The 15844-nt window shown below is 66.0% G+C and carries 18 protein-coding genes; all 18 read right to left on the reverse strand.

Going from position 1 to position 15844, the window contains the following annotated elements:
• Nucleotides 1-65 precede the first annotated feature (65 nt).
• Nucleotides 66-653, reverse strand: coding sequence for an imidazoleglycerol-phosphate dehydratase HisB (gene hisB / locus FAZ97_RS12785; protein ID WP_133186218.1), 588 nt, complete (start codon nucleotides 651-653; stop codon nucleotides 66-68).
• Nucleotides 654-707: 54 nt separating this feature from the next.
• Nucleotides 708-1784: a histidinol-phosphate transaminase gene (gene hisC, locus FAZ97_RS12790; RefSeq protein WP_158758747.1), complete on the reverse strand. Its 1077-nt coding sequence runs from the start codon at nucleotides 1782-1784 to the stop codon at nucleotides 708-710.
• A gap of 222 nt (nucleotides 1785-2006) precedes the next feature.
• A complete protein-coding gene (hisD, locus tag FAZ97_RS12795; protein ID WP_158758748.1) occupies nucleotides 2007-3326 on the reverse strand; it encodes a histidinol dehydrogenase in 1320 nt (439 codons plus the stop codon).
• Between the two features lie 128 nt (nucleotides 3327-3454).
• Entirely contained in the window at nucleotides 3455-4153 is a 699-nt protein-coding gene (gene hisG / locus FAZ97_RS12800) for an ATP phosphoribosyltransferase (RefSeq protein WP_158758749.1), read from the reverse strand.
• Complete coding sequence (gene murA / locus FAZ97_RS12805; protein ID WP_158758750.1) at nucleotides 4150-5412, reverse strand: UDP-N-acetylglucosamine 1-carboxyvinyltransferase; 1263 nt, start codon at nucleotides 5410-5412, stop codon at nucleotides 4150-4152. Before murA ends, hisG begins: the two co-directional genes overlap by 4 nt.
• A 108-nt stretch (nucleotides 5413-5520) precedes the next feature.
• On the reverse strand, nucleotides 5521-5760 hold the full coding sequence (locus tag FAZ97_RS12810) for a BolA family protein (RefSeq protein ID WP_028206568.1): 240 nt from the start codon (nucleotides 5758-5760) through the stop codon (nucleotides 5521-5523).
• 15 nt (nucleotides 5761-5775) lie between these two features.
• The gene (locus FAZ97_RS12815; RefSeq protein ID WP_158758751.1) at nucleotides 5776-6531 is read right to left on the reverse strand and encodes an ABC transporter permease; all 756 of its coding nucleotides are present in this window, start codon (nucleotides 6529-6531) and stop codon (nucleotides 5776-5778) included.
• The gene (locus FAZ97_RS12820) at nucleotides 6528-7454 is read right to left on the reverse strand and encodes an ABC transporter ATP-binding protein (protein WP_158758752.1); all 927 of its coding nucleotides are present in this window, start codon (nucleotides 7452-7454) and stop codon (nucleotides 6528-6530) included. The genes FAZ97_RS12815 and FAZ97_RS12820 overlap by 4 nt, the downstream gene beginning before the upstream one ends.
• A 288-nt stretch (nucleotides 7455-7742) precedes the next feature.
• Entirely contained in the window at nucleotides 7743-8015 is a 273-nt protein-coding gene (locus tag FAZ97_RS12825) for an STAS domain-containing protein (protein WP_110388471.1), read from the reverse strand.
• Complete coding sequence (locus FAZ97_RS12830) at nucleotides 8012-8644, reverse strand: MlaC/ttg2D family ABC transporter substrate-binding protein (RefSeq protein ID WP_158758753.1); 633 nt, start codon at nucleotides 8642-8644, stop codon at nucleotides 8012-8014. The genes FAZ97_RS12825 and FAZ97_RS12830 overlap by 4 nt, the downstream gene beginning before the upstream one ends.
• 178 nt (nucleotides 8645-8822) lie before the next feature.
• Entirely contained in the window at nucleotides 8823-9851 is a 1029-nt protein-coding gene (locus FAZ97_RS12835; RefSeq protein ID WP_158758754.1) for an MlaA family lipoprotein, read from the reverse strand.
• Between the two features lie 14 nt (nucleotides 9852-9865).
• Nucleotides 9866-10435 (reverse strand): outer membrane lipid asymmetry maintenance protein MlaD, encoded by a 570-nt coding sequence (mlaD, locus tag FAZ97_RS12840; RefSeq protein ID WP_158758755.1) that lies wholly within the window; start codon nucleotides 10433-10435, stop codon nucleotides 9866-9868.
• Between the two features lie 73 nt (nucleotides 10436-10508).
• A complete protein-coding gene (gene mlaE, locus FAZ97_RS12845) occupies nucleotides 10509-11285 on the reverse strand; it encodes a lipid asymmetry maintenance ABC transporter permease subunit MlaE (protein WP_158758756.1) in 777 nt (258 codons plus the stop codon).
• On the reverse strand, nucleotides 11282-12103 hold the full coding sequence (locus tag FAZ97_RS12850) for an ABC transporter ATP-binding protein (RefSeq protein ID WP_158758757.1): 822 nt from the start codon (nucleotides 12101-12103) through the stop codon (nucleotides 11282-11284). Before FAZ97_RS12850 ends, mlaE begins: the two co-directional genes overlap by 4 nt.
• 170 nt (nucleotides 12104-12273) lie before the next feature.
• A complete protein-coding gene (gene thiE, locus FAZ97_RS12855) occupies nucleotides 12274-13386 on the reverse strand; it encodes a thiamine phosphate synthase (protein ID WP_158758758.1) in 1113 nt (370 codons plus the stop codon).
• Nucleotides 13383-14198, reverse strand: a complete 816-nt coding sequence (locus FAZ97_RS12860) for a thiazole synthase (protein ID WP_158758759.1) — start codon at nucleotides 14196-14198, stop codon at nucleotides 13383-13385. Before FAZ97_RS12860 ends, thiE begins: the two co-directional genes overlap by 4 nt.
• Before the next feature lie 101 nt (nucleotides 14199-14299).
• Nucleotides 14300-14497 (reverse strand): sulfur carrier protein ThiS, encoded by a 198-nt coding sequence (gene thiS / locus FAZ97_RS12865; protein WP_158758760.1) that lies wholly within the window; start codon nucleotides 14495-14497, stop codon nucleotides 14300-14302.
• A gap of 42 nt (nucleotides 14498-14539) precedes the next feature.
• Nucleotides 14540-15688 carry an FAD-dependent oxidoreductase gene (locus FAZ97_RS12870; protein ID WP_158758761.1) on the reverse strand — a complete coding sequence of 383 codons (1149 nt, stop codon included), beginning with the start codon at nucleotides 15686-15688 and terminating at the stop codon, nucleotides 14540-14542.
• Nucleotides 15689-15844: the final 156 nt, after the last annotated feature.

Below are 15844 nucleotides of genomic sequence, written 5' to 3' on the forward strand. Positions count from 1 at the left end.
GCCGAGGCCCGCGCCTGCACCGTCCACGTCGCGCGGGCCGCCTTCTGGCCGGTGAAAGGCGTCGCTTAGAGGCTGCCCTTCGTCGACGGGATCTTGCCCGCCTGACGTTCGTCCAGTTCGGCGGCCTGACGCAGCGCGCGGCCAAATGCCTTGAACACGGTTTCCATCTGATGGTGCGCGTTGAGTCCGCGCAGATTGTCGATGTGCAGCGTCACGCCCGCGTGGTTCACGAAGCCGCGGAAGAATTCGATCGACAGGTCGACATCGAACGTGCCGATGCGCGCACGCGTGAACGGCACATGGAATTCGAGGCCCGGGCGGCCCGAGAAGTCGATCACGACACGTGAGAGCGCTTCGTCGAGCGGCACATAGGCGTGGCCGTAGCGGCGAATGCCCTTCTTGTCGCCAATGGCCTGCGCCACCGCCTGGCCGAGCGTGATGCCGACGTCTTCCACCGTATGGTGGTCGTCGATATGCGTGTCGCCATGCGCCTCGATCTCCAGATCGATCAGACCGTGTCGTGCGATCTGGTCGAGCATATGGTCGAGAAACGGCACGCCGGTTGCGAGCTTTTGCTCGCCGGTGCCGTCCAGATTGAGTTTCACACGGATTTGCGTTTCGCTGGTGTTGCGAACGACTTGCGCGACGCGCATGGCAATTTCCTTCAAACAACCCGTAACAGGAGAGTGGGAGAGCGAAGCTTCGCCTTAACGGAGCACGAGCTTCAGGGCAGCGAGCAATTGCGCGTTTTCGTCGGGGGTGCCAACGGTCAGGCGCACACAGTTCGCAAGCAATGGGTGCATTTTACCCACGTTTTTGATCAGAATCCGGGCAGACAGCAGCGTGTCAAAAACTGCCGCCGCGTCGGGCACGCGCACGAGCAGGAAATTGCCGGCGCTTTCGAACACCTGGGCGCCCGGCAACTTCGCCACTTCGGCCGCGAGCGTCGCACGCTCGGCGCGCAGTTGCGCGGCCTGCGCATCGAGCACATCGACATGATCGAGCAGCAGATCGGCGGCCGCCTGCGTGAGCACATTCACGTTATACGGCGGACGCACCTTGTCGAACTCGTTGAGCCACGTCGGACGCCCGGCCAGATAGCCAAGGCGGATGCCCGCGAGCCCGAGCTTCGACATCGTGCGCATCACGACCACGTTGTCGAATTCGCCCACGCGCGGCATCCAGCTTTGCATCGCGAACGGCTGGTAGGCCTCGTCGATCACCACGAGGCTCTTCGCCGCCGCGGCCGCCGCGATCACGCGCTCGATGTCGGCGTCGTCGAACAGCGTGCCCGTGGGGTTGTTCGGATACGCCAGCCAGATCACGGCCGGCGTGTGCTCCGCGATGGCCGCGAGCGTCGCTTCGAGGTCGAGCGTGAAGTCGGTCTTCAGCGGCACGCCGACGAACTCCACCTGCGCGAACTTCGCCGACATCGCATACATGACGAAGCCCGGCACCTGCGCGAGCACCTTCGCGCCCGGCTTCGCGCACGCGGTGGTGATCATGCTGATGATCTCGTCCGAGCCGTTGCCGAGCAGGACGTCGCAATCGGCCGGCACGCGCATGACCTGCTTGAGCTTGGCGATCAGCGCTTCGGGGCGCGGCGCGGGATAGCGGTTCAGCGCCACTGCCGCCAGGCGTTCGCCCAGTTGCTCTGCAAGTTCGGCGGGCAGGGCAAACGGGTTCTCCATGGCATCGAGCTTCACGAAACCGGAAGCGTCGGGCACGGGGTAACTCGTCATCGCGAGCACGTCGCGACGGATGATGTCTTGTGGTGTCGTCATGTCGAAAGGCGGCTCGCGAAAAGCGGGGCCGCCGGCACGGGCAGCTCGGCAAGCCGGCCGCCCTGGTTATCGTCGTGGTCTCTGCTGCGTGTGGGTCACACTGCGGGTCGAACCGCGAATCAAACTACTGCCCCCGCGCACTTGCGGAGCTTGCCGTCGCGCAGCGTCTCCATGCCGCGCGGCAGCTCGTTCAGCCGGCTTCTACAAGTTGCGAGGCGCGCCTTACACCTGCTTCATGCGAAATTCGGCGCTACGCGCGTGAGCTTGCAGGCCTTCGCCATAGGCCAGCTCGGCCGCGATCTCGCCGAGCGTTTGCGCGCCTTCCGCGCTGACCTCGATGAGGCTCGAGCGCTTGATGAAATCATAGACGCCGAGCGGCGAGGAGAAACGTGCGGTACGAGACGTAGGCAGCACGTGATTCGGCCCCGCGCAGTAATCGCCGAGGCTTTCGCTCGTGTAGCGGCCAAGGAAGATCGCGCCCGCGTGGCGGATTTCGGCGCCCCACTTCTGCGGCTCCAGCGCCGAGATTTCGAGGTGCTCCGGCGCGATCTCGTTGGCGATGGCGCAGGCCTCCGCCATGTCGCGCACCTTCACGAGCGCGCCGCGATTCGTGAGCGACGTGGCAATGACTTCGGCGCGCGGCATGGCGGGCAGAAGTTCGGTGATGGCGTCTTCCACGCGCTTGATGAAGCTTTCGTCCGGGCACAGCAGGATGGACTGCGCGAGCTCGTCGTGTTCGGCCTGCGAGAACAGGTCCATGGCTACCCAGCGCGGATCGGTCGTGCCGTCGCAGATCACGAGGATTTCCGAAGGGCCCGCGATCATGTCGATGCCCACCGTGCCGAACACGCGGCGCTTGGCCGAAGCGACATAGGCGTTGCCCGGCCCGCAGATCTTGTCGACGGGCGGAATCGTGTTCGTGCCGTACGCGAGCGCGGCCACGGCCTGCGCACCGCCGATCGTGAACACGCGATCGACGCCGCCGAGCAGCGCCGCCGCCAGCACGAGCGGGTTTTTCACGCCGTCGGGCGTGGGCACGACCATGATGATTTCGCGCACGCCCGCCACCCGCGCGGGAATGGCGTTCATCAGCACGGACGACGGATACGCAGCCTTGCCGCCCGGCACATACAGGCCCACGCGGTCGAGCGGCGTGACCTTCTGGCCGAGCACCGTGCCGTCGGCTTCGGTGTATTGCCAGCTATGCGAGCCGCACTCGATGCGCTGCTTCTCGTGGTAGCCGCGCACGCGCGCCGCCGCCGCTTCGAGCGCCGCGCGCTGCTTGGGCTCGAGGCTCTCCAGCGCCGCTTCGAGTTCGGAAAACGGCAGTTCGAGCGCCGCGACGCTGGTGGCGCTCAGGCGGTCGAAGCGGTTCGTGTAGTCGAGCACGGCGGCGTCGCCGCGCGCCTTCACGTCGGCGAGAATCTGCGCGACGGAGCGCTCGATGGCCTCGTCCTCGCTCGCCTCGAAGGCGAGCACCGCGTGCAGCGCCTTTTTGAAGCCTTCGGCGCTGGAATCGAGTTTGCGCATCGTGATAGCCATGCTGGTATCCATCCGTTACGTTGTGCGCGCCACGTCTTTCGAGATACGCCACGCGCGAGGCGGCGCGTCATTGCGCCTGCCCTTAGTGCTCGTTGCTACGACTCGATCAGCCTGCTCTGGCCGACTAATCAAGCCGACTGCGCACCGCGCGACGCGCGTTCGAACGCGTCGATGATGGGTCGCAGCGCGGCGCGCTTGAGCTTGAGCGCCGCCTGATTCACGACGAGGCGCGACGAGATCTCCATGATCTCTTCCACCTCGACCAGATTGTTCGCGCGCAGCGTGCCGCCCGTGCTGACGAGGTCGACGATCGCGTCCGCGAGGCCGACGAGCGGTGCAAGCTCCATCGAGCCGTACAGCTTGATGAGGTCGACGTGCACGCCCTTGGCCGCGAAGTGCTGGCGCGCGGCTTCCGTGTACTTGGTCGCCACGCGCAGGCGCGCGCCCTGGCGCACCGCGTTCGCGTAATCGAAGCCCGCCTTCACGGCCACCGAAAGACGGCAGCGCGCGATGTCGAGATCGATCGGCTGATACAGGCCGCCGCCGCCGTGCTCGTTGAGCACGTCCTTGCCCGCCACGCCGAAGTCGGCCGCGCCGTACTCCACGTAGGTCGGCACGTCGGTGGCGCGCACGATGATCACGCGCAGGTTCGGGTCGGTGGTCGGCAGGATCAGCTTGCGCGAGGTTTCCGGGTCTTCGGTCACATGCACGCCGGCCGCGGCGAGCAGCGGCATCGTCTCTTCGAAGATGCGGCCCTTCGAGAGCGCGAGCGTCAGCGGCGCGCTGGCCGCGGCCGCTGGCGTCGGCCGGGACTCGACGGTGCTCATGCCGCGCTCCCCTTGATCCGCTTCACGTTCGCGCCGATCTTCGTGAGCTTCGCTTCCATGCGGTCGTAGCCGCGGTCGAGGTGATAGATGCGGTCGATCAGCGTTTCGCCGTCGGCGCACAGGCCCGCGATCACGAGGCTCGCCGATGCGCGCAGGTCGGTTGCCATCACCTTCGCGCCCGAGAGCTTTTCGACGCCGGCGACGAGCGCCGTCTTGCCGTCGATCGTGATATGAGCGCCGAGGCGGTTCAGTTCCTGCACGTGCATGAAGCGGTTTTCGAAGATATTCTCGACCACTTGCGAGGTGCCGTCCGCGATCGTGTTGAGCGCCATGAACTGCGCCTGCATGTCGGTCGGGAACGCCGGGTATTCCGAAGTGCGCACGTTCACGGCGCGCGCGCGCTCGTGCATGCGCACGCGCATCCAGTCGTTGCCCTCTTCGATCGTCACGCCCGCTTCGCGCAGCTTGTCGGTCACGGCATCGAGAATGTGCGGACGCACGTTGCGCAGCGTGACATCGCCGCCCGCGGCCGCGACCGCGCACAAGAACGTGCCCGCTTCGATCCGGTCGGGAATGACCGTGTGGTGCGCGCCGTGAAGCTTGTCCACGCCTTGAATGACGAGGCGGTCCGTGCCGATACCCTCGATCTTCGCGCCCATCGCGACGAGCAGGTGCGCAAGGTCGCCCACTTCCGGTTCGCGCGCGGCGTTCTCGATCACCGTTTCGCCCTCGGCGAGCACGGCGGCCATCAGCAGGTTTTCCGTGCCGGTGACCGTGATCATGTCGGTGACGATGCGCGCGCCCTTCAGGCGCTTCGCGCGCGCCTCGATGAAGCCGTGCTCGATGTTGATCTCGGCGCCCATCGCCTGCAGGCCCTTGATGTGCTGGTCCACGGGGCGCGCGCCGATCGCGCAGCCGCCCGGGAGCGACACCTTCGCCTCGCCGAAGCGCGCGACGAGCGGCCCGAGCACGAGAATCGAAGCGCGCATGGTCTTCACGAGCTCGTACGGCGCCACGAGGTTGTTTACCTTCGAGGCGTCGAGCTGCACGCGGTGGCCGTCCTGCTCGGTGCGCACGCCCATCTGGCCAAGCAGCTTGAGCGTGGTGCGCACGTCCTGGAGGTCAGGCACGTTGTCGAGATGAACGGGCTCGGCGCTCAGAAGGCCTGCGCAGAGAATGGGCAGCGCCGCATTCTTCGCACCGGAAACAACCACTTCCCCTGCGAGCTTCTGCCCGCCGACGATGACGAGTTTATCCATGCCTGAGGTTTCCTGATCGGTGCGGCCGGCTTGCTGGGTCGCTTGATGTTGAGCTGCGCCGCTCGCGGCGGCGTCTTTGTCCTGGGTAATTCGCACTGAGATTCCAGATTATGCGTTCTGCCATTCGGCGGGCGTGAGCGTCTTCATGCTGAGCGCGTGGATTTCCTCGCGCATGCGGTCGCCGAGCGCGGCGTAGACGAGCTGATGGCGCTGGATCAAGCGCTTGCCGTCGAATGCGGAGGAGACGATCGTCGCAAAGAAATGCTGTCCATCGCCTTCGACTTCGAGGTGCTCGCACGCGAGCCCTGCCGAGATGTACTGCTTGATCTGTTCCGGAGTCGGCAACATGAGTATGGCTCCTGCTTAGTGACGCAGCTTGTACCCGCTCGCGAGCAAACGCATGGCGAGCGTGGCCAGCGCCACGAAAAACACGAAAACGATCGAAAGGCTCACGAGCGGGTTGATGTCGGACAGGCCGAAGAACCCAAAGCGGAAGCCATCGATCATGTAGAAGAACGGATTGAGCCGCGACACCTCGCGCCACACGGGCGGCAGCGTATGCGTCGAATAAAACACGCCCGAAAGAAACGTGAGCGGCATGATGAGAAAGTTCTGAAACGCCGCGAGCTGGTCGAACTTCTCCGCCCAGATCCCGGCGATCAGGCCGAGCGTGCCGAGGATCGCCGAGCCGAGCACCGCGAAAGCGATGATGTAAAGCGGCGCTGCGAAGCTCATCGGAATGAACCAGATCGTCACGACGAACACGCCCGCGCCAACGGCAAGGCCGCGCACGATCGAGGCGAGCACGTAGGCTCCAAACATCTCCCAGGCGGCGAGCGGCGGCAATAGCACAAATACTAAATTGCCCGTGATCTTCGACTGGATCAGCGACGACGAGCTGTTCGCGAACGCGTTCTGCAGCACGCTCATCATCACGAGGCCGGGAATCAGGAAGCTCGTGTACTCCACGCCCGGATACACCTCGACGTGACCGCGCAGCGCGTGGCCGAAGATCGTGAGATACAGCAGCGCGGTGATGACGGGTGCGAGCACGGTCTGGAAAGCGACCTTCCAGAAGCGCAGCACTTCCTTGTAAAACAGCGTACGGAAACCGCTCATGCGAGACCCTCGAGCACTTCAGGACCGTTCATCACCTGCACGAAAACATCCTCCAGATCGGCCTTGCGCACTTCCACTTCTTCGAGCTTGCAGCCGTTCGCGCGGCACTTGGCAAGAATGCGCTCCACGTCGTCGTAACTCGCGAGGCGCAGCAAATGTTGATGCGCGCTCGCGTTGGACGGATCGACTTCGAGCGCGCGCAGATCGCTCGGTAGCACGCCTTCCGAGAAGCGCAGGAAAAGCTGCGTGCCCGCGAAGCGCTGCAGCAGCGCAGTCGTGCGCTCGAGCGCGACCATCTCGCCGCGCCGCAGCATGGCGATGCGGTCGCACAACTGCTCGGCTTCTTCGAGATAGTGCGTGGTGAGCACGATGGTGTGCCCTTCCCGGTTCAGGCGCGAGATGAACTTCCAGAGTGTCTGGCGCAGTTCCACGTCCACACCTGCGGTGGGTTCGTCGAGCACGATCACGGGCGGACGGTGCACGAGCGCTTGCGCGACCAGCACGCGGCGCTTCATGCCGCCTGACAGCGCGCGCATGTTCACGTCGGCTTTCTCGGTGAGATCGAGATTAGCCATGACTTCGTCGATCCACGCGTCGTTATTGCGCAGACCAAAGTAGCCCGACTGGATGCGCAGTGTCTCGCGCACGGTGAAGAACGGATCGAATACCAGTTCCTGCGGCACGACGCCCAGATTGCGGCGTGCGTTGCGGTAGTCGGCGACGACATCGTGACCGCGCACGGCGATCGAACCCTCGTCCGCGCGCGCGAGGCCGGCAAGAATGCTGATGAGCGTCGTCTTGCCCGCGCCGTTCGGGCCGAGCAGCCCGAAGAACTCGCCGTCTTCGACCGTGAAGCTGACGCCCTTGAGCGCCTGAAGCGACTTGTAGCGCTTCTTGACGTTACGGATTTCTATGGCTGGCATGACTAATACGCCGCCCGTTGCGAACGGCGCGGCTCAAGAGTGCATCAATGCTGCGGGGAAGACCGGAATTGGGGACGGCTTACGAGGCCGGCTTTGCTGTCTCAGTGCACGCTTTTTACCTGACAAGCGATGCTTTTTGCGCCGAGGCAGCGCCCAAAAAACGGTTGATTATAGGCCAAGTCGGAAAGCACGGCCTGGCCCTGGAGGGGGAACTGCGTCAGCCTGGCTGTGCGGCAGCAGTGGAGCGACAAGCCACTCGAACGCAATCGTTCGGCCAGGCGACGCGGGTCAATGTCGCTCGTTCAGGAGCGAATCGACGCCGTAGGCGCGCGCGAGAGACGCGAGCGCGGGGGGCAAGTTGAGCACGGCAAGCGATGCGCCGCGCTCACGCGCGGCACGCTGCCAGGCGATCAGCACGGCAAGTGCCGACGAATCGAACTGGGTGAGCGCTGCACAGTCCACGGCGGTTGCGCCCGCCGATATCTGCGCGAACCCGGCCGAGAGCGCGGCCTTCGCGCTCTCGTGGGTCAGGTTTGCGCCGGTGGCGAAGCGCTCGCTCACGAGGTCGCCTTGCCCGATGCGAGTTGCTGGTTACGCTGCGTGAGGAACTGGATCAAGCCGTCCACACCGCCTTGCTGGATCTTTTCCTGGAACTGCTGCTGGTACGCCTGGATGAGCCATGCGCCAAGCACGTTGATGTCATACACGCGCCAGCCTTGCGGCGTCTTGTAGAGGCGATAGTCGAGTTCGATCGGCTGGCCGCCGTTCATGACCGTCGAACGGACCACGACGTCGGTGTCATCCGGGTTCGCACGGAACGGCTTGTACTGGATCTGCTGGTCGCGCACCTGGGCGAGTGCGCCCGAGTACGTACGGATCAGCAGCGTCTTGAACTGCTCGATGACCTGTTGCTGCTGCTCCGGGGTGGCAGTGCGCCAGTTGCGGCCCATCGCGAGCTGCGTGGTGCGGCGGAAGTCGGTGTACGGCAGGATCTTATCGTTGACGAGCTGCGTGATCTTGCTGATGTCGCCGGACTGGATGGACTTGTCACCCTTGATCTGGCTCATAACCTGCTGCGTGACCGTCTGGATCATCGCGTCGGGATTGCTGGTGTCTACCGTCTGGGCGAACGCTCCACTGGCAAACGAAAGAAACATGGCGTAAAACGGGTACAGAAAGAATTTTTTCATATCCAGTCCTGCTAGTTGGGGGACATCGCCCCGTTGGAGCCAACGATAGCACGCGAGTTGTATCTCGCTATGTCAAAAACTGCCAGCAAAGTGCGACAAGCGTTTCTGCTTGTTACGTCAGACGTTTATGTCGGAAGAACACGCCGGCGAGGCGTTACGCCACGCCGGCGTGTAGCGCTCAATGCAGACGCAGCATGCTCGGGAAGCCGATGCGCGCCGGCGGGATCATCTGATCGCCCGGCACGGTGGTCTCCGACGAGCCCACCGGCGCCGACGCAGCGGCCGGGCCTTCCAGCGTGGCCGGAGCGGTCGTTTCGCCGTTGGGGTACGCGGGCGCCATGCTGGCCGCGGTCGGCGTAGCGGCACGCCCGGTGCCCGAAGCGGGAACCGCTGCACCGGTAGTTGCGCCCGCGGCCGCGCCCGATGCGGGCGCCGCCGCACCGGGCGCCGCGCCTTCGTCGGTGTCGTCGTACTTCGGCAGCGGCGCGCCATCGCCGTAATCCGGCAGATTGTTGTCAGACGCGCGGCCATCCGAAAGCAGATAGCGGCGGCGCTGCAAATAGGCGTTGCGGATGAACGAGTACTTGTCGATCGCCGCGCCTTCGAGCAGGTCGCTCGCGCCCAGCAGGTTGGCGCGCGTGCTCACCACGTTCAGGCCGTAGAGGCCCCACGAGAGCGCCGCCGGATCCACATAGGTGAGCGGATTGATGAAGTAGTTGGGCACGAGACCCACGCCGTCGCGCACCGTGCTCGGACCGAACAGCGGCAGCACGAGGTACGGGCCGGGCGGCACGCCGTAGTGACCGAGCGTGAGACCGAAGTCCTGATTGTGCTTGGGCAGCTTCGCGAGCGTCGCGACGTCGAACAGGCCACCGAGGCCAAAGACTGTATTGATCACGATCCGCATGATGTCCTCGACACCATCGGTGATCTTCAACTGCAGGAAGTTGTTCGCGGCGTTGTAGACGTCGCCAATGTTCGCGAAGAAGTTCGTCACGCTGTCGCGCACGGGCTGCGGCGTCACCTTCACGTAGCCCTGCGCCACCGGCTTGAGCGCGTACGTGTCAACCTTGTCGTTGAACGTGTAGATCGTGCGGTTGAACCCTTCCCATGGATCGTCCTTCGACGGCGTCTGCACCGTCGAACATCCCCCGAGTGCAAGCGCTGCGACGCCAAGCGTAATGGCGCGCATGCGTATGGTCGTCATTCTTTTTCTCCTTCTTATTGAGCCGCCGAGGCCGCCGGTGCTGCTGCCGGGGCTTGAGCCGGTGCGGGCGCGGGTGCCGCAGCAGGCGCCGCATCCGTGCCCGCGCCGCTGGACGGCTTGGCGGCGCCCGAATCGGCCGCCTTGCTATAGAGGAACTGGCCGATCAGGTTTTCGAGCACGATGGCCGACTGCGTCATCGAGATGGTGTCGCCGGCCTTGAGCATTTCGGAGTCGCCGCCCGGCTCGAGCCCGATGTACTGCTCGCCGAGCAGGCCGGACGTCAGGATCTTCGCCGACGTGTCCTTCGGAAACTGGTACTGCTGGTCGAGATTGATCGTCACCAGCGCCTGATAGGTGTTGGAGTCGAAGCCGATCGAGGCCACGCGGCCCACCGTCACGCCAGCGCTCTTTACAGGCGCGCGCGGCTTGAGGCCGCCGATATTGTCGAACTTGAGCTTCACCGGATAGGTGGCCTGGAACGACAGCGAACTCATGTTGCCGGCCTTCAGCGCAAGGAACAGCAGCGCGATAAAGCCCAGCACCACAAACAGGCCGACCCAAAAGTCGAGAGCATTCTTTTTCATCGTCATCCCAATGAGAATCCGTTGCGGCGACGCTCATACGCGCGCCGCACGGCCGGGTCGCTGCCCGGCGTCTTTAGCTGAACATCAGCGCGGTGAGCAGGAAGTCGAGGCCGAGCACCGCGAGCGACGCGTACACGACCGTCTTCGTAGTCGCGCGCGACACGCCTTCGGGCGTGGGCTTCGCCTCGTAGCCCTGGTAGAGCGCGGTGAAGGTCACGGCGAAGCCGAACACGATGCTCTTCATCACGCCGTTGCCCACGTCTGCCCAGACGTCCACGCCGCCCTGCATTTGCGACCAGAACGCGCCGGCATCCACGCCGATCAGCAGCACGCCGACCACGTAGCCGCCCAGAATGCCGACCGCGCTGAAGATGGCCGCGAGGATCGGCATGGCGATCACGCCCGCCCACATGCGCGGCGCGACCACCACGCGCACGGGGTCCACGGCCATCATTTCCATGGCTGTGAGCTGCTCGCCCGCTTTCATGAGGCCGATCTCGGCCGTGAGCGACGTGCCCGCGCGGCCCGCGAACAACAGCGCGGTGACAACGGGCCCGAGTTCACGCACGAGCGAGAGCGCGACCAGCAGCCCGAGCGCCTGCTCGGAGCCGTAACGGTTGAGCGTGTAGTAGCCCTGCAGGCCGAGCACGAAGCCCACGAACAGGCCCGACACGGCAATGATCAACAGCGAATAATTACCGACGAAGTGGATCTGCTTCGTGACAAGGCGCGGCCGGCGCAGCAGCGGGAAGAATTCGAGGACGAGGCGCACGAAAAAGCGCGTGGCATGCCCCGCGCGTGCGATGGTCTCGAGCACCGTGCGCCCGATCGAACTGATGGTGCCGATCATGAGCGTCCTCCGTCGATGCCGAAGTCCGCTGCGAGCGGCTGGTTCGACGGGTAATGGAACCGGAACGGGCCGTCCGGCGCGCCGTCGATGAACTGGCGCACGATCGGATCGGTCGAGGCGCGCAGTTCGTCGGGCGTGCCCTGCGCCTGCACCCGGCCGTTCGCCATGAAATACACGTAATCGGCGATCGCGAACGACTCGGGCACGTCGTGCGTGACGAGAATCGAGGTCGCGCCGAGCGCGTCGTTGAGTGTGCGAATGAGATTCGCGGTGATGCCGAGCGAAATCGGGTCGAGACCCGCGAACGGCTCGTCGTACATCATGAGTTCGGGGTCGAGCGCAATGGCGCGCGCGAGCGCGACGCGGCGCGCCATACCGCCCGAGATTTCCGACGGCGCGAGATCGCGCGCGCCGCGCAGGCCGACGGCGTTGAGCTTCATGAGCACGAGGTCGCGGATCAGTTCTTCAGGAAGGTCGGTGTGTTCGCGCAGGGCGAACGCCACGTTCTCGAATACCGACATGTCGGTGAAGAGCGCGCCGAACTGGAAGAGCATGCCCATCTTGCGGCGCAGGGCGTAGAGGCCGTCGCGCGATTGCGCGCCGACGTCCTGGCCGCCGAACAGCACCTGGCCGCGCTGGGCGCGAATGAGGCCGCCGATCAGGCGCAGCACTGTCGTTTTTCCGCCACCGGAACCGCCCATGACTGCCACGACCTGACCGCGCCCAAAGCGCATGTTCAGGCCGGACAGGACGAGCCGATCGCCGTAACCGAAGTCGACGTCGCGCAGTTCCAGCAGGGTCTCAGAGGTTGAGGGCACGTGGCTGACTGTCCATTTACACGAAGGCGGGATTATAGGGCCATCGTGTAAAAGCTGCCGTGACGCACCCTGATCCGTGGATATTAGCCGCGTCGCCCGTTACTGCGGGTTGCGGCCCCCCATGGCCTGGGGTTGCGCGCGCAGCGCAGCCTCCAAGCCAGGGCGGACCATTATTGCGTAAACGCGTTGCGCAATGCAGCAACGGCGACAGCCGGGTCGGCCGCCTCGGTCACGGCGCGCACCACCGCCGCGCTGCCCGCGCCGGTGGCAAGCACTTCGGGCAGCACGTTGCCGTCGATGCCGCCGATCGCCACCATCGGCACGACGCCGTCCAGCAACTTCACGTAGCGGGCGAGACGCGCAAGGCCTTGGGGCGCCGTGGGCATCGCCTTGGTCGTGGTGGCGAAGACGGCGCCGCACGCCAGGTAGCTCGGACGGAAATGAAGCGCCGTGAGCATTTCGAAGTAGCCGTGCGTCGAGAGGCCCAGACGCACGCCGGCTGCCGCAATCGCACCGAGGTCCGCTTCGCGCAGGTCTTCCTGGCCGAGATGCACGCCGTACGCGCCGGCCGCGACGGCCTCCTGCCAGTGATCGTTGATGAAAAGCTGCGCATCGTGCTTGCGTCCCGCCGCGACGCAGCGCTCGATTTCGTTCGTAAGCGCCGGGGATTTCGGCTGCTTGCTGCGCAGCTGCACCGTCTTCACGCCGTAGTCGAGCACGCGCTCGACCCAGTCGGCCGTGGGCAGCACCGGATACAGGCCGAGCTTCGCAGGGCACGGTGCGAACGGCTGCGCGGGCGCGGCAGGCAAGCCCAGCACGCGCGGGAAGCGCTTGATGTCGACGGGCCAGGCGTCGGCCTGCTGCTCGTCGCCGTCGCGCCAGGCGAGCGCGAGCACGAGCGCGTCGTGCGGATCGAACCCGCAGTCGAGGAATGCCGCCAGCGCCGGGATCCAGTCCTCCGCCAGTTCGCCTTCGAGCGCGTAGCGCTCGCCCCCCAGATGCAGCGTGGCGCGCGCGGCTTTCGGGTTCTCGCCGGCGGCTTCGATCACGCCCGCGCCGTCGGTCATCCAGCGCGCGATGTTGGCCAGATGCGGCGCCGCGTCGGTCACGATGATGAGGTCGCCGCCGTTGGGCGCGTCAGGCGGCGTGAGACAGATGCGCCACGGCGCGTGCGTGGGCTGCCAGTCGCCCAGGCGCGCGCGGATGCGCTCCGCCGTTTCGGTCAGTTCGTCGGCGGGCGGCCAGAACAGTTCGCGGTCCTGCAGTCGCAGCGTTTCAGTCATCGCTTGTCTCCATCTTGATGCCAGAACGGCATGCCGACCACGGGCGTACTCGCTACCGCCGCCTCGCGCTCGGCCATCGGCCCGGCGAGAAACGCGGCGCGGCCCGCCTCGACGCCGAGCGCGAACGCGCGCGCCATCGCCTCGGGGTGCGTGGCCTGCGAAACGGCCGTGTTGAGCAGCACGCCGTCGAAGCCCCACTCCATCACCTGGCAGGCATGCGACGGCACGCCGAGGCCCGCATCGACGATGAGCGGCACATCGGGCAAGCGCTCGCGCAGCACGCGCAGACCGTACGGATTGATGACGCCCTTCCCGGTGCCGATCGGCGCGCCCCATGGCATCAGCGCTTCGCAGCCTGCGTCGAGCAAACGCCGGCCGATCACGAGGTCCTCGGTGCAATACGGCAGCACCTTGAAGCCATCCTTCACGAGGCGCGCCGCGGCCTCGATCAGGCCGACCGGGTCGGGCTGCAGCGTGTAGTCGTCGCCGATCAGTTCGAGCTTGATCCAGTCGGTTTCGAAGACTTCGCGCGCCATGTGCGCGGTCGTGATCGCCTCGTTGACGGTGAGGCAGCCGGCCGTATTCGGCAGGAGCGGCACACCCTGGCGCTTGAGCAGGTCGAAAAAGCCCGCTTCGGCGGTGCCCTCGTTCATCTGGCGGCGCAGCGCGACGGTGATCATGCCGGGGCGCGCGGCCGCCATCGAGTCGGCGAGCGACTGCAGCGACGGATAGCGCGACGTGCCGAGCAGCACGCGGCTCGCGAAGCTTTCGCCGTAGAGCGTGAGCGCGTCGGCGGTGGAAGTGGTGGTCATGGGTTGGAATCCTTGGGCGGTGTCGTGAAAGCGCTGGCTACTCCTGTGCAACCGGTGCAATCAGCAGCGATGCGCGACCGGTGGCCTTTAGCGAGCGAGGCTCAGCCGCCGGCCACGGGGCTCACGACGTCGAGGCGGTCGCCCGCCTGGAGCGAGCGCGCGCCATGCTGGGCGCGCGCCACGAAATCGCCGTTCAGCGCAACGGCGAACGGCGGACGCGCACCGAATGCGGCGAGCGCATCGGCGACAGTCGCGCCCTCGGGCAGCGTGATCGGCTTCTGGTTGATATGAATGTCCATGGCAAATACGTTCTCAGACTACGGTTTGTTTCTGTTGACGCTTCAGGCCGGCTCGTGAGCGCCCTGCGCGTGCAGCATCTCGCCCCAGCGCGACGCGCGGCGCAGAGACTCGAAGGATTCGGCGTCGTTCACGCGCGCGTCGAGCAGCGCCTGTGCGATACGCGCGGCTTCGTCGGCGACTGCCGGCGCGATCATGAAGCCGTGCCGGTAGAGGCCGTTCACGCGCAGCGTGGTTTTGCCGTCCCAAATGAGCGCCGGACGGTGGTCGGGCAGCGTCGGGCGGCACTGCGTGTTCAACTCGAGGATGCGCGCCTCGCCGAACGCCGGATGCACCGCAAACGCCGCGCTCAGCAGTTCGAGCGCCGAGCGCACGCTCACGGGCGAACGGTCCTCGCCTTCGATCTCGGTCGCGCCGATCACGAAGACATCGTTTTCCTTGGGCGCGATATAGAGCGGATAGCGCGGATGCAGCAGCCGCACGGGGCGCGTGAGCGTGATGCCCGGCGCGTGCACGCGCGCGACTTCGCCGCGAATGCCGCGCAAACCCGGCAGCGCAGGTTTGGCGCCTAGCCCGCGGCAGTCGATCGTCACGCGCGCGGGCGGCGGATTGGCCTCGTCGACCGTGGTGTGCCAGTGGGCTTCCACGCCACGCTCGGCGAGCCCCGCCGCCAGCGCGGCCAACGCCTGGCGATTGTCGAGCTGCCCCTCGCCTTCGAGCAGCCAGCCGCGCGCGAAGCGCCCGGCGAGCGCCGGTTCGGCGGCGTCGAGTTGCGCGCCTGCGAGCGCGACGAAGTTCGCATCGGCGAGAGCACGCGGCGCGTTGGCGCGCACGCGGCGCTCGAAGAGCGGCGCTTCGGTGCGATCGGCGGTATGCCAGACCACGAGCGTGCCATTGCGCTGGAAGAACACGGGCTCCGGCAACTCGGCGAGGATGCGCGGCCACGTGTCGAGCGACGCGACGCCAAGCTCGGTGATCAGCAACTCGGCAACGGCGGCCTCCGCGAGCGGCGCGAGCATGGCCGCCGCGACCCAGGCCGCGGCCTCGCCGCCTTCGGGGCCGCCACGCTCGTAGAGTGCGACGCGATGGCCCTCGCCGGCAAGACGCCATGCGACGAGTCGGCCGCTCAAGCCGCCGCCGAGCACGGCGAAGTCGGGCACGCGGCCCGCGCTGCGGTGATGGGCGCGACTCATGACGGCGCTCCGTCACGCAGGGCGAACGCGATAAAAATCGGGGAACAAAGAGAATAGGCGGTCATCGTATCCTTTCCGTACGGCAGCAGCAGACGTACCCAAGGACGAAACCGGCTGGCAAGGCCGACCGTGGAGGCTATGCGGCGCAGACGGCCC

Source organism: Paraburkholderia acidiphila, assembly GCF_009789655.1.
Taxonomy (GTDB): Bacteria; Pseudomonadota; Gammaproteobacteria; order Burkholderiales; family Burkholderiaceae; genus Paraburkholderia; species Paraburkholderia acidiphila.